General features: G+C 33.2%; 16 protein-coding genes, 1 pseudogene and 1 riboswitch. Of the genes and pseudogenes, 9 read left to right on the top strand and 8 right to left on the bottom strand.

Features of this window, described 5'->3' with window-relative positions; all coding sequences use genetic code 11:
- Nucleotide 1 precedes the first annotated feature (1 nt).
- The 3 genes from LQ622_RS12105 to LQ622_RS12115 form a co-directional block, all read right to left on the bottom strand.
- Entirely contained in the window at nucleotides 2–1,945 is a 1,944-nt protein-coding gene (locus LQ622_RS12105) for a BglG family transcription antiterminator (RefSeq protein WP_239775262.1), read from the bottom strand.
- A gap of 749 nt (nucleotides 1,946–2,694) precedes the next feature.
- Nucleotides 2,695–5,169, bottom strand: coding sequence for an NEAT domain-containing protein (locus LQ622_RS12110; protein WP_239775265.1), 2,475 nt, complete (start codon nucleotides 5,167–5,169; stop codon nucleotides 2,695–2,697).
- A gap of 197 nt (nucleotides 5,170–5,366) precedes the next feature.
- Entirely contained in the window at nucleotides 5,367–6,368 is a 1,002-nt protein-coding gene (locus tag LQ622_RS12115; RefSeq protein ID WP_037590618.1) for an NADP-dependent oxidoreductase, read from the bottom strand.
- Nucleotides 6,369–6,626: 258 nt separating this feature from the next.
- On the opposite strand from LQ622_RS12115, the gene LQ622_RS12120 reads away from it, so the two are divergent.
- Together LQ622_RS12120 and LQ622_RS12125 are read left to right on the top strand one after the other, a co-directional pair.
- The gene (locus tag LQ622_RS12120) at nucleotides 6,627–8,006 is read left to right on the top strand and encodes an amino acid permease (RefSeq protein ID WP_239775267.1); all 1,380 of its coding nucleotides are present in this window, start codon (nucleotides 6,627–6,629) and stop codon (nucleotides 8,004–8,006) included.
- A 97-nt stretch (nucleotides 8,007–8,103) separates the two neighbouring features.
- Nucleotides 8,104–8,391, top strand: coding sequence for a putative quinol monooxygenase (locus LQ622_RS12125; RefSeq protein WP_037590620.1), 288 nt, complete (start codon nucleotides 8,104–8,106; stop codon nucleotides 8,389–8,391).
- A gap of 414 nt (nucleotides 8,392–8,805) precedes the next feature.
- Here LQ622_RS12125 and LQ622_RS12130 read toward each other — a convergent pair whose 3' ends face one another.
- On the bottom strand, nucleotides 8,806–10,299 hold the full coding sequence (locus LQ622_RS12130) for a CoA transferase (RefSeq protein WP_239775269.1): 1,494 nt from the start codon (nucleotides 10,297–10,299) through the stop codon (nucleotides 8,806–8,808).
- Between the two features lie 126 nt (nucleotides 10,300–10,425).
- Here LQ622_RS12130 and LQ622_RS12135 point away from each other — a divergent pair, with 126 nt between their 5' ends.
- Nucleotides 10,426–11,016, top strand: coding sequence for a TetR/AcrR family transcriptional regulator (locus tag LQ622_RS12135; protein WP_239775270.1), 591 nt, complete (start codon nucleotides 10,426–10,428; stop codon nucleotides 11,014–11,016).
- Nucleotides 11,017–11,041: 25 nt separating this feature from the next.
- Here LQ622_RS12135 and LQ622_RS12140 read toward each other — a convergent pair whose 3' ends face one another.
- From LQ622_RS12140 to LQ622_RS12150, 3 genes and pseudogenes are all read right to left on the bottom strand, one after another.
- On the bottom strand, nucleotides 11,042–12,361 hold the full coding sequence (locus LQ622_RS12140; protein WP_204253259.1) for an Nramp family divalent metal transporter: 1,320 nt from the start codon (nucleotides 12,359–12,361) through the stop codon (nucleotides 11,042–11,044).
- A 131-nt stretch (nucleotides 12,362–12,492) separates the two neighbouring features.
- Nucleotides 12,493–13,761, bottom strand: coding sequence for a pyruvate MFS transporter (locus LQ622_RS12145; protein ID WP_107610792.1), 1,269 nt, complete (start codon nucleotides 13,759–13,761; stop codon nucleotides 12,493–12,495).
- A 200-nt stretch (nucleotides 13,762–13,961) separates the two neighbouring features.
- Nucleotides 13,962–14,776 (bottom strand): annotated as a pseudogene (locus tag LQ622_RS12150) (MetQ/NlpA family ABC transporter substrate-binding protein).
- A gap of 81 nt (nucleotides 14,777–14,857) precedes the next feature.
- Nucleotides 14,858–14,963, bottom strand: a riboswitch (SAM riboswitch).
- A gap of 694 nt (nucleotides 14,964–15,657) precedes the next feature.
- On the opposite strand from LQ622_RS12150, the gene isaB reads away from it, so the two are divergent.
- The gene (isaB, locus tag LQ622_RS12155) at nucleotides 15,658–16,164 is read left to right on the top strand and encodes an immunodominant staphylococcal antigen IsaB family protein (RefSeq protein ID WP_191836425.1); all 507 of its coding nucleotides are present in this window, start codon (nucleotides 15,658–15,660) and stop codon (nucleotides 16,162–16,164) included.
- Between the two features lie 70 nt (nucleotides 16,165–16,234).
- On the opposite strand, the gene LQ622_RS12160 is transcribed toward isaB, so the two are convergent.
- Nucleotides 16,235–16,945 (bottom strand): MerR family transcriptional regulator, encoded by a 711-nt coding sequence (locus LQ622_RS12160; RefSeq protein ID WP_239775271.1) that lies wholly within the window; start codon nucleotides 16,943–16,945, stop codon nucleotides 16,235–16,237.
- 287 nt (nucleotides 16,946–17,232) lie between these two features.
- On the opposite strand from LQ622_RS12160, the gene LQ622_RS12165 reads away from it, so the two are divergent.
- The 5 genes from LQ622_RS12165 (at nucleotide 17,233) to LQ622_RS12185 (ending at nucleotide 23,361) form a co-directional block, all read left to right on the top strand.
- Entirely contained in the window at nucleotides 17,233–18,861 is a 1,629-nt protein-coding gene (locus tag LQ622_RS12165) for an APC family permease (protein ID WP_204188179.1), read from the top strand.
- A gap of 347 nt (nucleotides 18,862–19,208) precedes the next feature.
- A complete protein-coding gene (locus LQ622_RS12170) occupies nucleotides 19,209–21,194 on the top strand; it encodes a BglG family transcription antiterminator (RefSeq protein WP_239775272.1) in 1,986 nt (661 codons plus the stop codon).
- A 19-nt stretch (nucleotides 21,195–21,213) separates the two neighbouring features.
- Complete coding sequence (locus LQ622_RS12175; RefSeq protein ID WP_037590476.1) at nucleotides 21,214–21,681, top strand: PTS sugar transporter subunit IIA; 468 nt, start codon at nucleotides 21,214–21,216, stop codon at nucleotides 21,679–21,681.
- Between the two features lie 57 nt (nucleotides 21,682–21,738).
- Nucleotides 21,739–22,017: a PTS sugar transporter subunit IIB gene (locus LQ622_RS12180; RefSeq protein WP_037590477.1), complete on the top strand. Its 279-nt coding sequence runs from the start codon at nucleotides 21,739–21,741 to the stop codon at nucleotides 22,015–22,017.
- A gap of 84 nt (nucleotides 22,018–22,101) precedes the next feature.
- Entirely contained in the window at nucleotides 22,102–23,361 is a 1,260-nt protein-coding gene (locus tag LQ622_RS12185) for a PTS galactitol transporter subunit IIC (RefSeq protein ID WP_107565950.1), read from the top strand.
- Nucleotides 23,362–23,363 lie beyond the last annotated feature (2 nt).

Here is a 23,363-nt window from a genome sequence, read left to right on the forward strand (position 1 = left end):
TTTAGACACTCTCCTCACTTTGGCTTGCTTTTTTTATGAGTTGTCGTATTACTGCTTTGTCGCCTTTCATTAATTCTGCTCTTGCGTCTTCATCCATAATGATTTGACTCAACTGACCAAGTGCATTCAAATGTATTTGTGGTTGGCTCGTCGCAAGTGTAATCACAACTTTTACAGGATCAAATCGATCATGACCGAAGTCTATGCCATCTTCGAAATGTGTTATTGAAATGCTGACCGGTACATTTACATTTTCAAAATTCGAATGAAGTAAAGCAATATTCGGACCAATGACCATATACGGTCCAAATTTATCTAAATGCTTCATAATATCGGTACCATATTGAGCATTTACATGGTTTGAATTCACTAACATTTCAACACTCTTTTGGATAGCTTCATTTCTACTTCCAGCTTTCACATGTGTTTCGATATGTTCTTCCGGAATCACATCTTCTAAAGTCGGACCGACCGTTTTGAAACTGGATATATATCGTTCTCTATAATCATTAATCATTTCATTGATCTTGTTTCTATCATCTTTATTCAAAAATGGTGACACTTCTATCGTTGGTACTGAAAAACCTTCTACTGGAACGGTCGAAAGTATATAATCTACACCGTGAGATTTCAGAAAGCTTTCTGAAATGTCATATATTGAAAAGGCATCTAATATTTCTAACTCTGGGTAAATATTTTTTATTCGGCTTTTCAACAATTGTGATGTTCCAACGCCAGAACCACATAATAAGATGACTTTAATATGTGTCGTTTCCTCGTTAGACATGCGTTCTATTGAAGATGCAATATGAAGTGCTAAATATGCAATTTCATCTTCGTTAAATTTAACGTGATAGGCTTCTTCAAATATCCAAACTTGTTGTTTAATCGCTAAAACTACTTCATAATACTCTCTTAATATCTCTTGCTTTAGAGGATTCTCATGTTGCATATTGAAAGACATGCGATGAATTGCCGGTTGTAAATGTGTGACAAGTCCTGTTATCAATTTATGGTCATGCATAAGCGGAACACCTATTTGAGCACTGACTTTTTGAATAAATAATTTAGATAGTTCCGTAATATTCTGTTGTGATTGTTCTTGATGATACTTGTTTACACGTGCACCTAATAAATGCAAAGTTATAAATGCCGCTTCACTTTTAGGAAATACGATATCAAATAACTTTTCTAACTCGGCAGTTATTTGAATGGCAATTTGAAATGCCTCTGTCTTACGCAGCCTCTCATACTCTTCATCAGGGATTTCAAATACAAATTCTGCTTTGGCACGATGAATGGCAATAATAATGTGATATATTAAGCCATCAATACCAACTTGAACTAATTGAAAATCTTGATTATTAATGGTCGTAATCACAGCTCGTCGTATTTTCTCAAGCTCTTCTTTCGAGAATACTTCAATACCAATTTGTGCAGTAGATTTCTTAAAGTATTCATTCACCACATGCGCATATGCTTCTCTGAGTTGCTTTTCATTACCTTCAATTACAAAACCTTTATTCTTTTTATATTCAAGCATAAGGCCATACGTTTCTAACCAAGCTTGAACACTTTTCAAATCATCTACAACCGTTCGGCGTGATACATTTAACAAATCTGCTAAACTTTGAGAACTGATTGGATGTGTAGATTCAAATAATCTTAGAATAATCTGTTCTTTTCTTTCATTCTTGGAATAATGAATATCTAACTCAACATCAGATGATGCCATGTAGCTTTCTTTATGTGATAATTTGACGCCTAAACTTTTATTTCTTTCAACATCCATATTCAATTTCTCTTTAAACGATTCGATATACTCTAAATCATATTGAATCGTACGTTCACTCACTTGAAATAAAGATGCTAATTCAGAAATCGTGACGAAGTTGTTCTCAGATGATAAATAAGACAATATATTTCTCTGTCGTTTACTCAGCAATCAAATAACCTCCCTGTATTTATTGTAAGCGTTTACTGATTGTTATAGATGTGTAATCTACTTCGTTATATAATCCGAAACATTTCACATCAATGCAACTGATTGCATTATTGCATAAAAAATCCACATAATCTGATTGTGGTCAGATTATGTGGATATTCATTAAATCAGCTATATTTTTACTTTCGTCCAAACTTGTTCGTAACGGGGGTGTTAGTTACAAAACTCGACTAAACTGTTACTATGGACTTCCTTAGTTACAAAACTCGGTTGAAGTGTTACTATGGGCAGCCTTAATTACAAAACTCAGCTGAACTGTTACTATGGGCAGCCTTAGTTACAAAACTCAGCCGAACTGTTACTATAGACCCTCTTAATTACAAAACTCAGCTGAACTGTTACTATGGACCTCCTTAATTACAAAAGTCTGCCGAAGTGTTACTATGGACGGCCTTAGTTACAAAACTACTGAGAATTGTAATTACTGGTCTCCTTATTTGCACTTCTCACCAAAACTGCTAATAACAACACCAGTATTTGCACTTCTCACCAAACTTGCTAATAACGACACCAGTATTTGCACTTCTCACCAAAACTGCTAATAACGACACCAGTATTTGCACTTCTCAGCAAACTTGCTTATAAATCTTATTTAAAAGGAATTCCTTCATAAAAAATGCCAACAAAATCACAACTATGACTTTGTTGGCATGTACGAGACTATTATTTATATCTCTTATAAAATTTCTTTATTTACTGTTTTTAGTTTTTCTTCTACCAAATAATAATAATGAACCTAATCCTGCTATAAGTGATCCAAATAATGCATATTGTGTATTATCTAATTCACCTGTATTTGGTAATTCATTTTTATTTTCTTGCTTTTTACTTTGTTCTTTTGATTGTTCAGTAGCCATTTTTTCTTTATTTGTTTCTTGTTTTGTTGATTCAACTTTATCTTTGTTTGCTACTGTCATAACTGAATTCTGTTGATCTTTATTTGTCATGACTTGATCTTTTGTAGACATAGTTGTTGGTTGCATACTATTATTAGCAGCTGGTTCTGATTTGTGATCCATTGTTGGACTTGGCTCCGGAGTCGGCTCTGGCATTGGCTCTGGTGTCGGTTCTGGACTTGGCTCCGGACTTGGTTCTGGCATTGGCTCTGGTGTTGGCTCCGGAGTCGGTTCCGGTGTTGGTTCTGGACTTGGCTCTGGTGTTGGTTCCGGTGTAACAGCTGCATCGCCTAAGTCTTGAATTCTGACATGGTAAGCACCTTCGTAATCTACATTTTCTGTAACGAGATGAATTTTAATGATTGCATTATAGAGTTCTTGACCTTCTACAATAGGGAATAAGATTGTTCTTGTATCTTTTTCACTATCTTTATCAATAATGATTGGACGTTTATATCCATCTTCACCTTCTACTTGGAAATCTTTCCACATTGAATCATGTTTCAAAGTAACAGCTAACATCTTCTTACCGTCATATTCAACTACTTTAGCAGGATGTTCAACTTCGAAGTCCATATGCGATTGTTCATCTTTAGAACTATGCAATACTTTAAAGTTTCTATCTTTTGCTTTTGACATATCTACATTTGTAACGGGTGCTTTTTCAAATTCTGTTACAGCAGATTTTAATTCTTTATCTAATTTTTCTTTAAGTACTTTTAACTCTTCTTGAAGTTGTGGTTTTTCATCATCAGATACTTTATTGATTAATTTTTCAAGCTCACGAACTTTATCTTCTAAAGTTATCGCTTTGTCATATTTCTCTCTATCTTTTTGTTTCTTATACTCGTCTTCTGTAACATAATCAGAAGCGTCTTTAGTAATTGGTTTAGCAAATACGATATGACCAAGTTCATGTTCAGACTTTTCGCCAAATATTAATGAAGAACCTTTTATTTTTAATTCTTTCGTGTTCTCATTAACTTTAACTCTAATAGTTGCGACTTCATTTTCTGTATCAAATGATACAACGTCGTAGTCTAACTTTTTATCACCATCAAAGAGATCAAACTCAACCCATGTAGAAGGCGCATCTACACGTAACTCTAATACTGGTTGATCACCATCAAAAATCACACTTGCTGGGTCTTTAATCATAGCCCCATAGTAGAACATTTCTGAATCATCTTTCGGGTTGATAACTTTAAAGTTAATTGGTCGTTTTTCACCATCAACTTTTTTATTATGAATGTCTTTGTTTTTAACATCTTCTCTTAATTTTGAAGTTTCTTCTTTTGGCTTTTCTGGTTCTACTTTTGGTGCTTCTGGAACTGCATTATCAAAAATAACACGTGTTGTATATTTGTTATCATAGTTAATAAAAGGGACAACGATATGTACTTTTGATGTAAGTTCTGAAACGCCTGATGGTACTTCAACTTTAACAACACGTTTATCATCATTTTCTTCTAATGTTGTCATATTAAGTTTTTCATCACCATTATATAATTCAAACATCTTCCACCAGCTAGGATGTAATAATGTGAAATTCAAATAGTTTTTCCCATTTTCTTGGCTTAATTTTGAAGGATGTTCTAAATAATCATCCATTACAGATTTTGCATCTTCCGTTTCTTTCTTAACAATAAATCCAAAGTCTTGTGCTTCATTTTCTTCAGATACAGCACTTTTCTCTTTATCATTTGTTGCTTCACTAGTTGCAGTTGAACGTGTTGGTTGAGCAGTAGCTGTTTCTTCAGTTGCTACTTTGTCTTCTGATTCATTCGATTCTTTAGATGAAGTTAATGTTTCCTCGTCTTTAGATACTGTCGTTTCTTTATTTGAAGCTGGTGTTTCTTCAGAAGCTGGTGTTTCTTCAGAAGCTGGTGTTTCTTCAGAAGCTGGTGTTTCTTCAGAAGCTGGTACGGAGTTTGTATCTTCCGCTTCAGTTACTTCATTTTCTTCAGCTACATCAGTATTAGGAGTAGCTTCTTTATCTGTATTTTCTGATTCTGCTGATTCTGCTGTTTCAGTAGCTGTAGCATCGTTAGCTTCTGATGGCTCACTTTGACTATCATCTGTAGCAGTCGCCGCTTCATTTACTGTATCAACTTTATCTTCCATTGCATTAGCTGTTTGACCTGCTCCTAAAAACAAAGTCGCACCAATTGCAATTGAAGCTATCCCTCCCGACAATTTTCTAATTGAAAAATGATGTTGTTTCTTGATTGTAGAACGATTCTTGTTGTTTTCTTGCTGTTTTGTCATATTCATCTCTCCCGTATTTTAAAGTCGATAATGATAATCGTTATCATTTGTCAATTCAAAATTATACCATCTAATCAAAAATTTAGGAATATATAAATGGATATTTTTGTCATTTTTTTGACAGATTATACTCGTCTAAATGAGTCCACAAAAAAATCAGCTTAGGACATGTTCATCCTAAACTGATTTAACCTTATTTATTCAGCTACTTTAATAACTTGTTTACCAAAATTATCGCCTGTAAATAACTTACGGAATGCATTTGGAATTTGATCAAATCCTTCATCTATAGTTACTTCGGATTTAATTTTCCCTTCTTGTACCCATTGTGCTAACTGTTCACTTGCTTCTTTAACATCTTCATTAAATTGTGCAACAATGAATCCTTGCATCAATGCTTGGCTTTTAATCAATGTTTGTTGAATACGTGGTCCAATATCTTCGCCTTTAAGATTATATGAAGAAATTGCGCCACAAACTGGTATACGCGCAAATTTATTTAAATGTTTAAACACTTCATCTGAAAGTGCCCCACCAACATTTTCAAAATAAACATCAATACCATTTGGAACGGCTTTTTCTAATGCTTCAGCAAAGTCATCTTTCTTATAATCTATACCTTCGTCAAAGCCTAATGTTTCAGTTAAGTAATTTACTTTCTCTGATCCGCCTGCAATGCCTACTACGTGCGCGCCTTTCAACTTAGCAATTTGTCCTACGACAGAACCAACCGCACCAGATGCAGCTGAAACAACTACTGTTTCACCTTCTTGAGGTTTACCAATTTTCAAGAGTCCTTGATAAGCTGTCATACCAGGCATTCCTAGTACACTTAAATATAGGTATAAGGGTACTTCAGTTGATGGAATTTTAGTAACATATTTTTCATTGATTGTTATATATTTTTGCCAAGGTAAAATACCTGTTACAATATCGCCTTCTTTAAGACCAGAAGCATTTGATTGAACAACTTCTGCAACGATATGGCCGTTAAATGGTTTATCTAATTCATAAGACTGCGTATAACTTTTAGAATCATTCATACGTCCTCTCATGTATGGATCTACAGAAACATATATTGATTTTAATAGCACTTCTTCATTATTTGGTTCTTTCACTTCTATTTCTTCATAACGAAATACATCATCTTGAGGGATACCTTCAGTTCTTTTAGCTAATACAATTTGTTCATTTTTCATGGATTATCCTCCTCATTTATAAAAAACAATTACTTACTTTACGCTTGTCAATATTAAACGTGATTATTGAGTGAGTCAAACAGTCTGTTCAAAAATTGATTTATCTAAACTTTTATCATATTTTATTTAAAATTCACTAAATTTTCAAATTAAATACATAATAATTCCTTTTTAAAAATAAAATTACACTAATAGAATTATTTAAACATATAGAATTTTTAGACAAATCTCTGTATAATTGTCTGCCGGAGGTGCAACATGAATCAATTTTTCAAGAAGAAAGAACACCTTTCTTCTCAATCAAATAAAAAACTTAAAAAAACACTCGGCGCTTTTGATTTAACCATGCTTGGAGTCGGAGCTGTTGTTGGTAGTGGTATTTTTATCTTACCTGGTGAAATCTCCTCTACAATAACTGGACCTGGAATTATGCTTTCATTTATTATCGCTGCAATCGGATGTGGTTTAGCAGCTTTATGTTATTCTGAATTTTCATCAAAAATTCCACAAGCTGGTAGCGCCTATACATATAGTTATTATGTTTTTGGTGAAGGTATTGCTTGGATATTAGGTTGGGCATTATTACTTGAATATGGCTTAGCAATAGCAGCAGTCGCAAGTGGCTGGTCTTCATATGTCGTTAACTTATTATCTGGTATGAATATCCATGTCGTAAAAGCTTTATCTGGTTCATATGACCCATCTAGTGGTCATTATTTTGATTTACCAGCATTTATTATCATTATGATCATTGGCGCATTATTAATTATTGGCGTAAAAGAATCTACGCGCATCAATAATATTATGGTGATTGTCAAAATAATGGTTGTCCTACTCTTTATAATAGTAGGTATTTTTTACGTTAAACCTGATAATTGGAGTCCGTTCTTACCATTTGGTTTCAATGGTGTGTTAACAGGTGCTTCAATGGTGTTCTTTGCATATATTGGATTTGATGCAGTATCATCTGCTGCTGAAGAAGTTAATAATCCTCAAAAGAACATGCCAATCGGAATTATTGGTGCATTAACGATTTGTACGATTTTATACATTATTGTTTCAGCTGTACTTACAGGTGTCGTACCCTATCAAAATTTAGAAGGTGTTGGCGCACCAGTTGCTTATGCATTACAATCCATTAATCAAAATTGGATAGCTGGATTCCTGTCACTAGGTGCAATCGTTGGTATGACAACAGTTATCTTCGTCATGTCTTATGGCGGAACGCGTTTAATATTCGCGATGAGTAGAGATGGTTTACTTCCAAAAGTATTCTCTAAAACGAATCAAAAGCAAACTCCCGTACAAAATACTGTCATACTCACATTATCTATGGGAATCGTATCAGGTCTTGTACCTTTATCAGAACTCGCTTCATTAATTAATATCGGTACATTATTTGCATTTTGTACCGTTTCAATAGGCGTTCTGTTCTTAAGAAGAAATCGTACATTACCATCAGAAGGCTTTAATGTACCTTTATATCCTGTATTACCAATCGTATCCTTTATCATCTGTTTATACTTGATGACAAACTTAACACGTACAACTTGGATAGCATTTATTATATGGTTTATTTTAGGAATTATCATGTACTTTACGTATGGAATAAGACACTCAAAATTAAGAACCAAATAAATTTTTCAATTCCAAGATTTCAAAATTTACAATTCTATCACTTTCTGTCATGATTCAAATATAGAAATCAAATTGATAGAGAGAAAGAGGTTATCTTATGTTAATCATAAATGCGAAGTTTGAAGTTCAAGCACAAGCAGTTGAACAATATGAAGCATTGATTAAAGATTTAGTAGCATCATCAAGACAAGAAACAGGAAACATCGGTTACGAACACTTCAAATCAACTGAGTCAGACAATACTTATTTAATGTATGAAATTTGGGAAAACCAAGAAGCTATAGAAGCACATAATAATAGCGAACACTTCCAACAATTTATTAAAAGTGTCAAACCATTATTAGCCGGACCTTCAGATATTAAAGTAAGTGCAAGCAAAGAATAGAACATACTCATAGCTGAAGAATCCTATAAATAAACGAATAAGCATATCACTAATCTGAGAAACTCAGAAAATAAAGTGATATGCTTATTTTTTGTGTGATTATGATGGGCTAACTACCATTATTCCGAATTGTGGTAATTAGAACGCTGTAACTTCCATTATTTCGAATTCTGGTACTTAGAGCGCTGTAACTTCCATTATTCTGAATTGTGGTAGTTAGAACGCTGTAACTTCCATTATTCCGAATTGTGGTAGTTAGAATGCTGTAACTACCATTATTCTGAATTCTGGTAGTTAGATGGGCGCTCACTTACGGACATTTCTCGGAATTCTGTCCCTAACGACGCCTCTTACGGTCACTTCTCGGAATTCTGTCCCTAACGACGCCTATATCAAACTAAATTCAAATACTTTCTACTTCCAAGCTGGTTTATCTGATCCTCTGACCATCAAGACTGTATCGTAATGTCCTGGTGTTTCACTCATTTCTACTTGATCTGTCACGCCTACATATGTTCCAAGTGGTGTTTCTGCTTCAAATTGTTCTGGTGCTACGGCACGATGTTCTTCATTACTATTTGCTACTTCTTGTGCATATGCTTTATCAAATATACCTAAAGACATTAAATACGCAGACACTTTACTTAATGATACAGATACACTATAACTACCCCCTTCTACTGCTCGTCTTTCTAATGCTTTAATTGTACCGAGTTCTAACAACCATGAAATAACATAATCATTTACAACAACAATTGGTGGCAATGCGGGTTGTTCATCTGTTCCTTCTAAACTCATGACACCTGTGACACTTCCTGCCGTCTGATCAAATCCATTTCTATCTGACCATGGTCCAGCATGTCCATGTAAATTAACAGAAGCATGTATGATACCTGGTTTCTTCTCTGCTAATGCTTCAGCTGTCACATTGTATTTTTCCATAAATCCATGTCTTTTATTAATGAAGAATATATCTGCATCACTTAACAATTCATCAAATTTATCTCTATGTGACTGTTGATTTGTAATATCTAAATAAGTTGAACGCATTCCGACATTAGAAGTTAAATACATAGTTTCTACTTCTAACTCAGTTGGTCGCCATACATTGAGTACGTCTGCTCCGTGTAATGCTAAACCTCTACCGAGTCCTGCTCCTGCTATAACATGTCCCATTCCTAATGCTCTTATGCCACTTAATGGTTGTTCTGGGTTCTCAGTGAATGGTATCGGTTCAGATTCTCCTATTTTCTTAATTTCAACGAGTTCTGATTCTGCAATATATTTAAACTGTTCTTCTTCAACAAACTCTTCAACAGAGCGCACGAGCGGCATCACGATACCTTTTTTAGAACCCGCTTCTTCTAGTTCTTTACCATTCCACTGTTTAATCGCTTTAGTAACCGCTTCTTTCGTTCCACGACAATCTAATAAATCTAATACATGTTCTTTAGCATTTGGATAAGGGTTTAATGGCATTACCCATCTATTATCTTTCGTTTCATAAAAATTAAATCTAAATGGTGTATGTGGATCTTCTTGACCTTTTGCTGGAAATCCATTTAATGTTTCCCATTTTCTTTCGTAAAAAGGTGATAATCTTTTTAATGCTTTTCTAATATCGACATGAATGTCTTGTCCTTTACCGCCTCGAACTTGCCATAAATGCGCTAAAGCAACTGATTTAGCCGCCAAACCTAATCCTGCTAATCCGGCAATTCGTAATGTACTTGGTAACACTGGATCTTTACCATAGAATGTAACATTACCACCACTATCTGCAGTCGTATAACCAACTGAATTAAGAATTTCTTCTAAAGCTGCTTTTAAATCAAAGTGGTCGTCAGTTACTCTATTCTGTTTATTATTTAACAACGTTTCTTTCAACATTTCGGCATCTTGTTTCAATTTGTTCTCCTCCAATATTTTTCATATTATTATTATAAAAATGTTCGACTTTAAAAAACAATGTGTGTAAAATGAGAAAAGCAACACATTTTTAAATTATGTTGCATTCATAAGAAGGTGAACAGTTTGGACAAGAAACAAAAACAATCCAGAAACAAAATTCAGAATGCATTATTAACATGTTTAAATACAACGAGCATTCAATCCATAACAGTTAAACAGTTATGTGAAGAAGCTGAAATCAATCGTTCAACGTTTTATAGACATTATCCATCAATTGAAGTATTAATGTCTCATACAATATCCAGTTACTTTCAACTACTATTCGGTGAGCCTTATAAATTTTATTTAAAACATCATAGCATTAGTGAATCACAATTCTATATCGCTAATAATATCTTTAGCCATATATCCCATTATGCGTATTTCTATCAAACGATGTTCAAACACTATCCTAATTTCTACATCTTGCTTAAAAATCATATCCATCAAAGATATATTATCTTTTTTGAAGATACTGGCGTTCAAAATGACATGATATTAGATAAAGATATTGTCGCTGAATACGTTGCATCGGCTTATGCAGGCATGATACAAGGTTGGGTCATTAGAGCATTAGACACACCACCTGATGAAATGGCACAAAGATTAATCACACTTAATTCGACAGGTCCTATCAAATTATTAATAGACGCAGAGAAAAAGCCAAGGCAATAAAATCATTGCCTTGGCTTTATATGAACTACATAAATTCTGATATTGTTTCTACTATTAAATAGATATTAAGCACACTTAGAACTACTGCGAGTATCCAAGATATCATATTAACCCATCTTTTATTGACGAATTGTTTACCCATGATGTTTGGATTACTTGTTGCCATAATTAATGGAATAATACTAAATGGTAAAGCTAAACTTAAAAATACTTGTGTGAAAATTAATAAATCTTCTATTTTTGTATCGCTTGATCCGTATAACCATAAACAAAGAAATACTGGTATAACTGCGATAACTCTTGTAATGATTCTACGTACCCATGGTTTAAGTTTAATTTTCAAGAAACCTTCCATAACAATTTGTCCTGATAACGTACCTGTTATTGTAGAATTTTGTCCTGAAGCTAATAATGCTATAGCAAATAGTGTACTCATAACAGCGCCACCTATTGCACCGCCTACATGAGAGTGGCTTAAAGCATCATATAAATCAAAGAATCTTCCTAAAGCTTCATGACTACCAAAGAATAATGCTGCGCCTAATACTAATAATAAGCAGTTAATAATAAACGCAATTGTTAATTGAATATTAGAATCGATTGTTGCATATTTAATCGCACTTTTTTTACCTTTATCTGTTCTTTCATAATTTCTAGACTGAACGATTGATGAATGTAAATATAAGTTATGTGGCATAATCGTTGCACCAATAATACCTAACGCAATATATAAAGCGCCTTTATTCGTAACAATTTCAGAACTTGGTAAAAATCCTGCCATTAAGGAACTAGCATCCGGTGAAGAAAGATACACTTCAAACATAAAGATTATGAGAACTGTAAATATAAGTACACCTACAATTGCTTCTATTTTTCTAAATCCGAGTTTAATAATTAAAAGTAAAAGTAAAACATCTAATACTGTGATGGTTACCCCTAAAGTTAGTGGAATGTTAAATAGTAAATTTAAAGCAATCGCACTACCTATTACTTCAGCAATATCAGTTGCCATAATAGCTAATTCAGCTAAAATCCAAGCAAATACACCTAAAGATTTATTGGTCATATGCTCCGTAACTTGTGCTAAATCCATCCCACTTGCTATACCTAATCTTGCACACATGCTTTGTAACAGCATAGCAGATAAACTAGATATTAAAATCACAAATAATAATATATAACCATACTGAGCCCCACCAGACATTGATGTAATCCAGTTACCCGGATCCATATATCCAACTGCTACAAGCAAACCAGGACCTAAATACATTAGGAACTTTCTAAAAGCATTTGCTTCAGCATCAAAAGAGACCGTACTATTAATTTCTTCTAAACTTTTGCCCATGTCTAACACCTCTATATCAAGAGGATATACCTATCTATTTAATTTGTAAACATTTTAATTAGGGTAACCTAAACTTATTGTTATAAAAAAAAGAATCCAAAGCACATAACGTGCCTTAGACCCTTAAAATATTATACATTTTCTTCTTTTACTAAAGGATTGTCAGGTTTAATAAAGAACCACATGATGATTGCGAAGACAGCAGGTATTAACATCAATAGTAACGTAGAATTCCAACCTATTCTATCAACTAGTAGACCTACTAAAAATGGGCTTAAAAATCCTCCAATATTACCCCATAAGTTCATCCATCCAGAAACAGTTCCTGCAAAGTTACGACCTAAGTCTGTAGCAGTTGCCCAGCTCATACCCATTGATGCACCAACTCCAGCTAGACAAATACAAAAACCAATTATACATAAATATAAATTGTTTGTAGTTAATGCGAAGAATAAAGAAATACAAAATACTATGAATCCTAATATAGCAATTATACTTCTAGCTACAAATTTTGATTTCCCTAATGATAAAATTTTATCTGAAATTGTACCACCTAACATAATTATTACAAACATTGCTAACCATGGTGCGCCTGCAATAAAGCCCATCTCTTTAAAATTAACATGGTATTGCTCATGTAAATATGTAGGTAACCAGTATAAAAATAATGTAATGACAAATTGTACAACAAAATATTGTGCTGCTATTGCATAGAAACTAAAACGTTTAAAGAAGATGTTCCAAGGTGCAGTTGTTTTACCTGTATCTACAACGTCACGTGTTTCCATAATAAATCTTTTTTCTGCTTCATTTACCATTTTATGTTGTTCTGGTAAATCTTTAGCGATAATTACCCATAAGATTGCAATTAATATTCCAACTAAACCGAAAATATAAAATACTGCTTGCCAACCAAACGCATTCATAATTGCGATTGTTACAATTGGTGCGATTACTGGACCGAAGTATGAACCTGCTAATAATGCAGAAGATGCACGTCCTTTTTCATTCTTATTAAACCAGTAACTATTAAATACAGCATTTGATGGATACATTGGCGCTTCACCTACACCAAATAAGAAACGTACAAAGTATAGTAAGCCATGATTTTTCACAATACCTGTAAGAATTGTGAAAGCACTCCACCATAATAATGCGATTGTTAACATTTTCTTAGGACCAAACTTTTCAGCTAATATCCCTGAAGGTACTTGCATTAAAGCATAACCAAGTGAGAAGAATGATGCTAATAGCCCGAATTGAGCTTTGTTCATATTTAAATCTTCCATCATAGGTCCGGCGATAATAGAGATGTTTGAACGATCCATATATGCGATAATCCCTATAATAAAGAATGCAATTGCAAAAAACCATCTTATATTAGTTCTTTTTTCTTTCATATATATCCAACTTTCTTAATTAATTTCCCTTCAAATTCATGTGGTCATATGATGACTCTATTTATTAATAAGTTGAATATAGCACAAACAGGAAACGCTTACAACATAAATTTTAAAGATTTATAATATTATTTCATTGTGAATAAATACACAAATATATAAAATTAAAACCCAGACATATGCCTGGGTTCATTACATGATTACTTTTCATATGGGATAACATTATCGCCATATTCATCTTTAATATATTTCTTCATTTCTTTAGACTGTAGAACTTTCAGAAGTTCTTGGAATTTCTTATCATTTTTATGTCCTTCTTTTACAGCTAATATATTCGCAAATGGTGATGACTTATCTTCAATTGCAATCGAATCTTTCACTGGATTCAGTCCGTTATCAATTGCATAGTTTGAATTCATAATGACTAAATCGCCTTCACCACTGTTATATGTTTTAGGTAAAAATTCTGCACCTTGTTTGTTATTAAAGTTCAAATTCTTTTTATTTTCTATAATATCATCAAATTTGGCATCTTCAATTTTCACTTTTGGATCTATTTTGATCAATCCTTCATTAACAAAGAATGATAAAAATCTTCCTTCTTCAGCTGGGTTGTTAGACACATAGATTGTTGCGCCATCTGGTAAGTGTTTCAAATCTTTATGTTTTTTACTATAAACACCCATTGGCGTTGTGAAAACTTTTCCAACCTCTTCAATTTTATATCCATGTGTTGCTTTTTCAGCTTTTAAGTAAGGCACATGTTGAAATAGATTTGCATCAACATCACCTTTATCTAATAATTTGTTAGGCACTTTATAATCATTCACTGTTTTAACTTCTAAGTCATAACCTTTTTCTTTCATTTTTTCTTTAGCATGTTCAACGACATCACCATCGGAGCCGGAGAAGCAGCAACCGTAATCTTTGTATTTTCACTTCCACTTGACTTTCCACACGCAGCTAATAATAAAATAATACCGATAAAACTAACAAACTTTACGAATTTACTCATATGTATACACGCCTCTTTCCGATATAAAATTAAAAATAAAAAAACTTCCTCTAAAAAATTAGAGAAAGTTAGATAAACCTCCTCTCATCTTCAAAAGTTTAGACAAACTTTATGTGAATTAGCACCTTTCCAAATAGAAGGTTGCTGGGCTTCATAGGGCACATCCCTCAGCCACTCTTGATAAGAGTCTATTATTATTTTTATTAATCCTATCATCGTACTCAAGATTAGTCAATTTGAAATTTTACACTGATGAATGGGGGTGTTGGATTGGATGGTGGTGATGAGAGCAATAAGATATGTGAGTTGGGGGAATAATTTGGAATTTAGGCATATCTAGGATGAACTTGTGAGTTTACTACACCTTTAACTCACATGTTTTTCAATCTCGTGAGTTTACTCCTCCTTTAACTCACATGTTTCCCAATCTCGTGTGTTTACCCCACCTTTAACTCACATGTTTCTCAATCTCGTGTGTTTACTACTCCTTTAACTCACATCTTTCCTAATCTCGTGTGTTTATTCCGTCTTTAACTCACATCTTTTACGATCTCGTGAGTTTATTCTGCCTTTAACTCACATGTTATTCAATCTCGTGAGTTTATTCTGCCTTTAACTCACATGTTATTCGATCTCGTGAGTTTATTCCTCTTTTAACTCACATGTTTCTCAATCTCGTGTGTTTACTACCTCTTTAACTCACATGTTTTTCAATCTCGTGAGTTTATTCCGCCTTTAACTCACATCTTGCCTCATTCTAAATAACATCCCCACCTTCTTCACGATTTGATTATCTTCTTTTATATCGGGTAGTGTAATATTACAAACTTTTTTGTCACTTAGCCAACGGATTGTTATATCTATTAAAGGGAGTGGAGACAATGAAGAAAGTTTATCAGTTAATTGGTACGACTGCGTTATCGACGAGTTTATTACTTGGTGTGTCAGCTGTCGAAAATTCTGATCAAGCTATTGCAGCAAATTCAAAGTCAGAAACAACACCTTGGTATAACTATGATGGCTACACATATAATAACCCGTCATTTGTATTAGATTATAATTTTGTAGAAGCACTTTATGCAGATAATGTAACGATTAATGGTTATCAAACGGAATATGATGCTAAAACAGGCACTGGTGGTCATTCATCTAAAGTCTATGACACGACAATATTAAAAGACGACAATGGTAAAGTTGGTACAATCATGTTTGATGTTAAATCTGGCGTTGTTACAAAAGCTGAATTTAAAAAAGCACATGAAGCAACGATGTTAGTTGATGAAGGAGACCAATATTTAAAATATGGTACTTTAAATCAACATTACCTCGCCTCTTTTGATAAAGATGGTTATTTAGTTCATATGGAAATTGGTGTTATACCTCAATAATTGATATATTCATATTAAAATAAGCGAGATAGAATTCTGATTCCACAGTGTTCTATCTCGCTCTTTTTCATTATTCATGTGTCTCGATACAAAAACTTTCTACATTACAATGAGGACATAATAGCTTTCTTGTTTGATACGTATGATTAGATTTGAACCATTCTGAGAAGATCGGTTTAAATTCATTTTGGCAATTTGGACATAAGTAATTTACAACAGCATAATATTTCTTAACGGCAAATGCTGCATACAATAGTACGAATGGATAAACGATGATAACTGGTTTCCATTTTTTCTGTGTTATAGCCATGGCAATGCTTGTATATTGACCAATGCCGACAATCATAGATACAAACATAAATTTGCTTCGGAATTTTTTCATTAGTTGATGCTTTTTAGATTTATTTTGTAAATTTAAGATATTAGATACTGGATATTCACTTTCTTCACTTATATTCTTTTTAATAAATTGAATTTGTTTCAATTGGTCACTTTCGTTTTTAATATTTTCCTCTAGTTCAATGATTTTTTCACTTAACAGTACATTGAGTGTGTTGATAGACTCATTTGATTTCAACAATTCTTTAATTTCTTTCAATGAAAAATTCATACCTTTCAAAATCAATACAATCTTTAATTGATTCAAATCCGCTTCTGTATATAATCTTCTATTATTCTCAGATGTTTCACTTGGGCTGACAATGCCTTTCTTATCGTAATACTGTACTGTACGAACTGTTACATGACATCTCTTAGCTACTTCTCCTGTAGTCATTTGCATACTAACCACTCCTCGTATTATTGGTTTTTATATTTATATTCTATTTTATGACGTAGCGTCACAATCAACTTAAAAATACAAATTAATTTACTTTATAGCCGGTCAGACTGCCGGAACTCTAAAAACCTTTCATCCCTATAAAACTGGTGCGTACAGCGATTTGAAAACGTTTGATATTTACAACGGAATTTGACTATTAATTTTATAAGCGTATAATATTGTCCCGTGCTTTAATTTTAACAATAAAAACAAACAAAAATTGATTAAAAATTAGAATGGGAGATTGGATGAGTAATCATAACGAAAACAAAAAAATTAACCTGACCCAACTCGTACTATTAGGACTTGGTTCTTTAATCGGTTCTGGATGGTTATTTGGGGCATGGGAAGCATCATCAATTGCAGGTCCTGCCGCAATTATATCTTGGGTAATAGGCTTTATTGTTATAGGATCGATAGCTTATAACTATATTGAAATTGGAACAATGTTCCCACAATCTGGTGGTATGAGTAACTACGCGCAGTATACACATGGTTCACTGCTTGGTTTCATAGCATCATGGGCTAACTGGGTATCATTAGTAACGATTATCCCTATCGAAGCTGTATCAGCTGTTCAATACATCAGCTCTTGGCCATGGGATTGGGCTAAACCTACTAGCCAACTTATGCATGATGGTTCAATAAGTAATATTGGATTATTTGCAGTGTTTATTATCATTATTATTTTCTCATTATTAAATTATTGGTCAGTTAAACTATTAACATCATTTACAAGTTTAATATCATTCTTCAAATTAGGTGTGCCACTTGTAACGATTATTATGTTAATTATTTCTGGATTTGATACTGGAAACTACGGTTCATCAATAGGAGAATTTATGCCATATGGTAGTGCACCAATATTCGCTGCTACTACAGCATCTGGTATTATATTCTCATTTAACGCATTCCAAACAATTATTAACATGGGATCTGAAATTCAAAATCCTGAAAAGAATATCTATAAAGGTATATTAATTTCACTTTCTTTAAGTGCTGCATTATATATTATTTTACAAAGTACATTTATTACATCTATGCCAGCAGACATGCTTTCTGAAAGTGGTGGTTGGAGCGGTATTAATTTCGACTCACCATTTGCTAACTTAGCCATCATATTAGGATTAAACTGGTTAGCTATTCTATTATATTTAGAAGCCGTTGTATCGCCATTTGGTACAGGGGTTTCATTCGTAGCAATTACTGGTCGTGTATTACGTGCAATGGAGAAAAACGGTCATATTCCTAAATTCTTAGGTTCTATGAACGAAAAATACAACATTCCACGTGTCGCAATTGTATTTAACGCTATCGTTAGTATGATTATGGTTTCTTTATTTAGAGATTGGGCAGTATTAGCAAGTGTTATATCTACAGCAACACTTGTTGCATATTTAACTGGTCCAACAACTGTTATTTCATTAAGAAAAATGGCACCGAATATGCATAGACCATTCCGTGCGAAAATGCTTGGCTTTATGGCACCATTTTCATTTGTTGTTGCATCACTCGCAATATATTGGGCTATGTGGCCAACAACAGCACAAGTTATATTTATTATCATTTTAGGTTTACCAATTTACTTCTTCTATGAATATAAGACAAATTGGACAAATACTAAAAAACAAATTGGTGGTAGTATTTGGATCATCGCATACCTTATCATTCTTGCTTTCTTATCATTTATCGGAAGTAAAGAATTTAACGGACTTAATTGGATCCACTACCCATATGATTTCATCGTCATTGCAGTTGTTGCACTTGTATTCTATAAATTAGGTACAACAAGTTACTTTGAAGGTATTTATTTCAAACGCGCGAAGAAAATCAATAAAAAAATGAAAGAAAACTTACCAGATGAAACTCAAGAATAATGATTAATTAAAAGCAATCGCTAATCGAGCGATTGCTTTTTTTGTGTTCTTATCCCCTTTTTACCCCTTTTCTTACTTAAGTTAAATCTACTATGTATTCAATTTTAATAATATTCATGCATTTAAAATTATTCGTTGTGTCTTACAAACGTTGTCATATCAGTATAATCACAAAGGTGTACACAAAAGTTAATAACATTTGTGATTAAAGCTTGTACAACTCTTTGATGACCTGTGTTAAATTATGACTAACAACAAAGGAGGTATTCAAAATACAAAAAGAAAACTTTAATATCATTTCAGAAATGATAAAAAATCCAAAAGTAAAAGGCAAAGACTTAGAATCAATGTTTAACATTTCACGAAGACAACTTGGGTACAGGATTCAAAAGTTAAATGACTGGTTTAAAGAACATGATTATCCGGAAATCGAACGAACTAGCCAAGGTTATTTTATCGTTGATGACACCATTAAAGATTTTCTTAATGTTCCAATTGAATCCACCTATCAAGAGAATGAGCAGGTATATACCGCATACCAACGTGCACACCTCATTTTATTGATGTTGTTTAGTGAAGAAGAAGGTCTTTCATTAAATCACTTCTCAATTGATTTAGAAGTCAGTAAAAATACGATTCTAAATGATATTAAGAAATTGAAAGAACTTCTACAACCATACGAAGTTAATTTGAAATATAGTCGTACAAATGGTTATTACTTAGCTGGTAGTGAATTTGAAATTCGAAGGCTTCTTATGAGGCTCATCGATAAAGTCTTTACAATGCATATTGTTCAGTCTGATATCGTCAAAAGTTTAAATATTATTGATGAAAAAATTGAATTAATCAATAAACAAATCACTAAAATCGAACAATATTTAGACAGGAAATTCATTGATCAAAGTACACAAACATTACCATATAAACTTTATTTAATTTTACGAAGAATTAAGCATGACAAAATTGTTTCATCATTTTCTATAGGATATGACGATTTATCGGATACGAAAGAATATCAAGCAACAGAAATTTTGACATCGAACTACCCAAATATTCCAAGACAAGAAAAGTTATTTATTACTTTACAGTTGTTGTCAACGAGTGTTCAGTGGTCAGATGTCAGTGATGTTCAACATATCCCAGAACTCAAAAAAGCACTTATAGACATGATTGTTCAATTTGAAAAAATTACTTTTATTAAATTTAAAGATCGAGATTCTTTGATAAACCAATTAATGCTTCATATGGAACCTGCTTTTTATAGAATACGATATCAATTATCTGATGTAGAAGGTTTGGAAAATTCCTTAAAAGAAGATTATAAAGAACTCTTTCATCTCGTTAAATTATCTTCAAAACCTTTAGAAAAATTCTTCGGGCAATCATTACCCGAAAATGAAATTGCTTATTTAACCATACTGATTGGTGGCAGTTTAAGAAGGCAAGATGAAGAAATTGAACAAAAAGTAAAAGCAGTCGTTGTTTGTACACAAGGTACATCCATTTCCCAGCTCATGTTACAAGAGTTGCGAAGTGTATTCCCTGAATTTATTTTCCTTGATGCATTGTCATTACGTGATTTCAATCAGTATGAATTAGATTTTGATATCGTCTTTTCACCGATGCATATCATGACACCTAAAAAATTGTATATCACGAAAACGATATTAACTGCTCAAGAAAAACATGAACTACGGCAACATGTATTCGGTCAATTAAATAATACGATGGAAACAGAAATACAAGTCGAAAAAATGATTTCGGCTATTAGAGAACATGCAACAATTCATAATGAATCAGAGCTTTTCAAAATCGTAAAAGCACAATTTGAAGATACGTATGCATATTCATCAGTTAAAGCATCAACATTATCTATTAATAGTACTTTGAACTTACAAGATTTATTACCAACCAATCATATCAATTTTGTAGAGCGCGTAGCTGATATTGAAGAAGCCATTCAATTAACGGCTAATCCGTTAGTAAGAATGAACTATGTCGACCCGCTTTATATAGATAAGATGCATGCAGCATTTGATGATACGTATATGGTTATTAACCAAAATATCGCAATCCCTCATGCTGATGGTGATCAAATCGTTCATAGGACTGCAATGAGTATGTTGATTCTGAAAGAGCCACTCGAGTTGAGTACTGGATTAAAAGTTCATATCTTCGTAGCAATCGCTGCTACAGATAAGTTCAAACATTTAAGACCACTACTACAACTGAGAGATATGTCTCAAGACGATGAAGCTATACAACAAATTGTTCAAACAGATTCAAAAATTGATGTATATAAAATCATTCAACACTTTTCAAAAATAGATTAAGTCAAAGGGGTTGCATAATATGCAAGATTTAAAGATCGATGCTTCTAACGTCATTCTAGATTTAGAAGCTAAGACGAATGTTGAAGCGTTGAGTAAGTTGTCAGATGTTATGTATCAAAATAATTATGTTAAAGACACTTACAAAGACGCAGTGATAGAAAGAGAAAAGTCATTTGCAACTGGTTTACCAACTGTATATTGCTCAGTGGCAATCCCACATACCGACATACAACACGTTCAGACGAGATCAATAGGTATTGCAGTACTAAAAGAAACCGTTCCATTTGTCATTATGGGAGAAATTGAAGAAACAACAGATGTGAAATTAATATTCATGTTAGCAATGGATAAAGAAGATGCTCAACTATCATTATTACAAAAACTGATGGGAATCTTCCAAAACGATCAATTACTTGAATTGATTGCCAATGCACAAGATAAACAAACGATTGTAGATGCAATAGATAAAGAATTAAGCGAAGTATAAAAAAATTAACAGGAAGAGTTCGATATACACATCGACTCAAATTAGGAGGAAATTATTATGAAACAAGTATTAGTAGCATGTGGAGCAGGAATCGCAACGTCAACAGTGGTTAACAACGCAATTGAGGAAATGGCTAAAGAACACAACATTAAAGTAGATTTAAAACAAATCAAAATCTCTGAAGTTGGTGCATACGCTGATACAGCTGATTTATTAGTAACAACAGCAATGACACAAAAAGAATACAAATTCCCAGTTATTAACGCGCGTAACTTCTTAACTGGAATTGGTGTTGAAGATACTAAGAAAGAAATTTTAGACGCTTTACAAAGTTAAACAAATTCAAAATAAAAAACTAGCATGAGGTTGGAATAAATCATATTTCATCCTCATTCTTCTAAAAAGAGGATGGTGTAGGGAATGAATGGTTTTGTAAATTTTATTCAAGCATTTCTTGATTTAGGTGCAACGGTAATTTTACCGATTGTCATATTCTTATTAGGGTTATTTTTCAGACAGAAAGTTGGCGCAGCATTTAGATCTGGTTTAACGATTGGTGTTGCCTTCGTAGGTATTTTCTTAGTAATTGATTTACTTGTTAACAATTTAGGACCAGCAGCACAAGCAATGGTTAAAAATTTAGGCGTAAGTTTAAATGTAATCGATGTAGGTTGGCCTGCTACATCATCAATTGCATGGGCATCTGTTATCGCTGCATTTATTATTCCTTTAGGTATTGTGATTAATGTCATCATGTTATTAACTAAAACAACTAAAACAATGAACGTTGATATTTGGAACTTCTGGCACTATACATTCTGTGGTGCAATGGTTTATGCCGTTTCGGGAAGCATTTGGCAATCATTAGTTGCAGCCGCATTATTCCAAATTGTCTGCTTAAAAGTAGCTGACTGGACTGCACCAATGATGAGTAAATTCTATGATTTACCAGGTGTATCTATTGCAACTGGTAGTACGATTTCTTATGTACCTGGTATCTTCCTTGTTAAAGGTCTTCAAAAAGTGCCTGGTATTAACAAATTAAATGCTGACCCAGATACAATTCAAAAACGTTTTGGCGCTTTCGGTGAATCTATATTTGTTGGTTTAGTACTTGGTTTAGCAATCGGTTTATTAGCTGGCTACAACGCTGGTGACGTTATTAACTTAGGTATGTCAATGGCTGCTGTTATGGTCTTAATGCCTCGTATGGTTAAGATTCTTATGGAAGGTTTAATGCCTGTATCAGAATCAGCTCGTACATGGTTAAACAAACGCTTTGGAGATCGTGAAATTTATATCGGTTTAGATGCTGCGGTTGCATTAGGTCACCCAGCTGTTATCTCAACTGCTTTAATCTTAGTACCAGTAACTGTATTATTAGCTGTTATTTTACCAGGTAACCAAGTATTACCTTTTGGTGACTTAGCAACAATTCCATTTATCGTCGCATTTATCGTAGGTGCAGCACGCGGTAACATCATACATTCAGTTATCGTAGGTACAATTATGATTGCAATTTCACTATACATCGCAACAGATGTAGCACCTATCTTCACAAGCATGGCTGACGGTACTAGTGTAAAAATGCCATCAGGATCTTCACAAATCTCAAGTCTTGACCAAGGTGGTAACATCTTAAACTATATTATCTTCAAGTTCTTTGCATTGTTCAACTAACA

It is taken from the genome of Mammaliicoccus sp. N-M50 (assembly GCF_022386995.1).
In the GTDB taxonomy this organism is placed as follows: domain Bacteria; phylum Bacillota; class Bacilli; order Staphylococcales; family Staphylococcaceae; genus Mammaliicoccus; species Mammaliicoccus sciuri_A.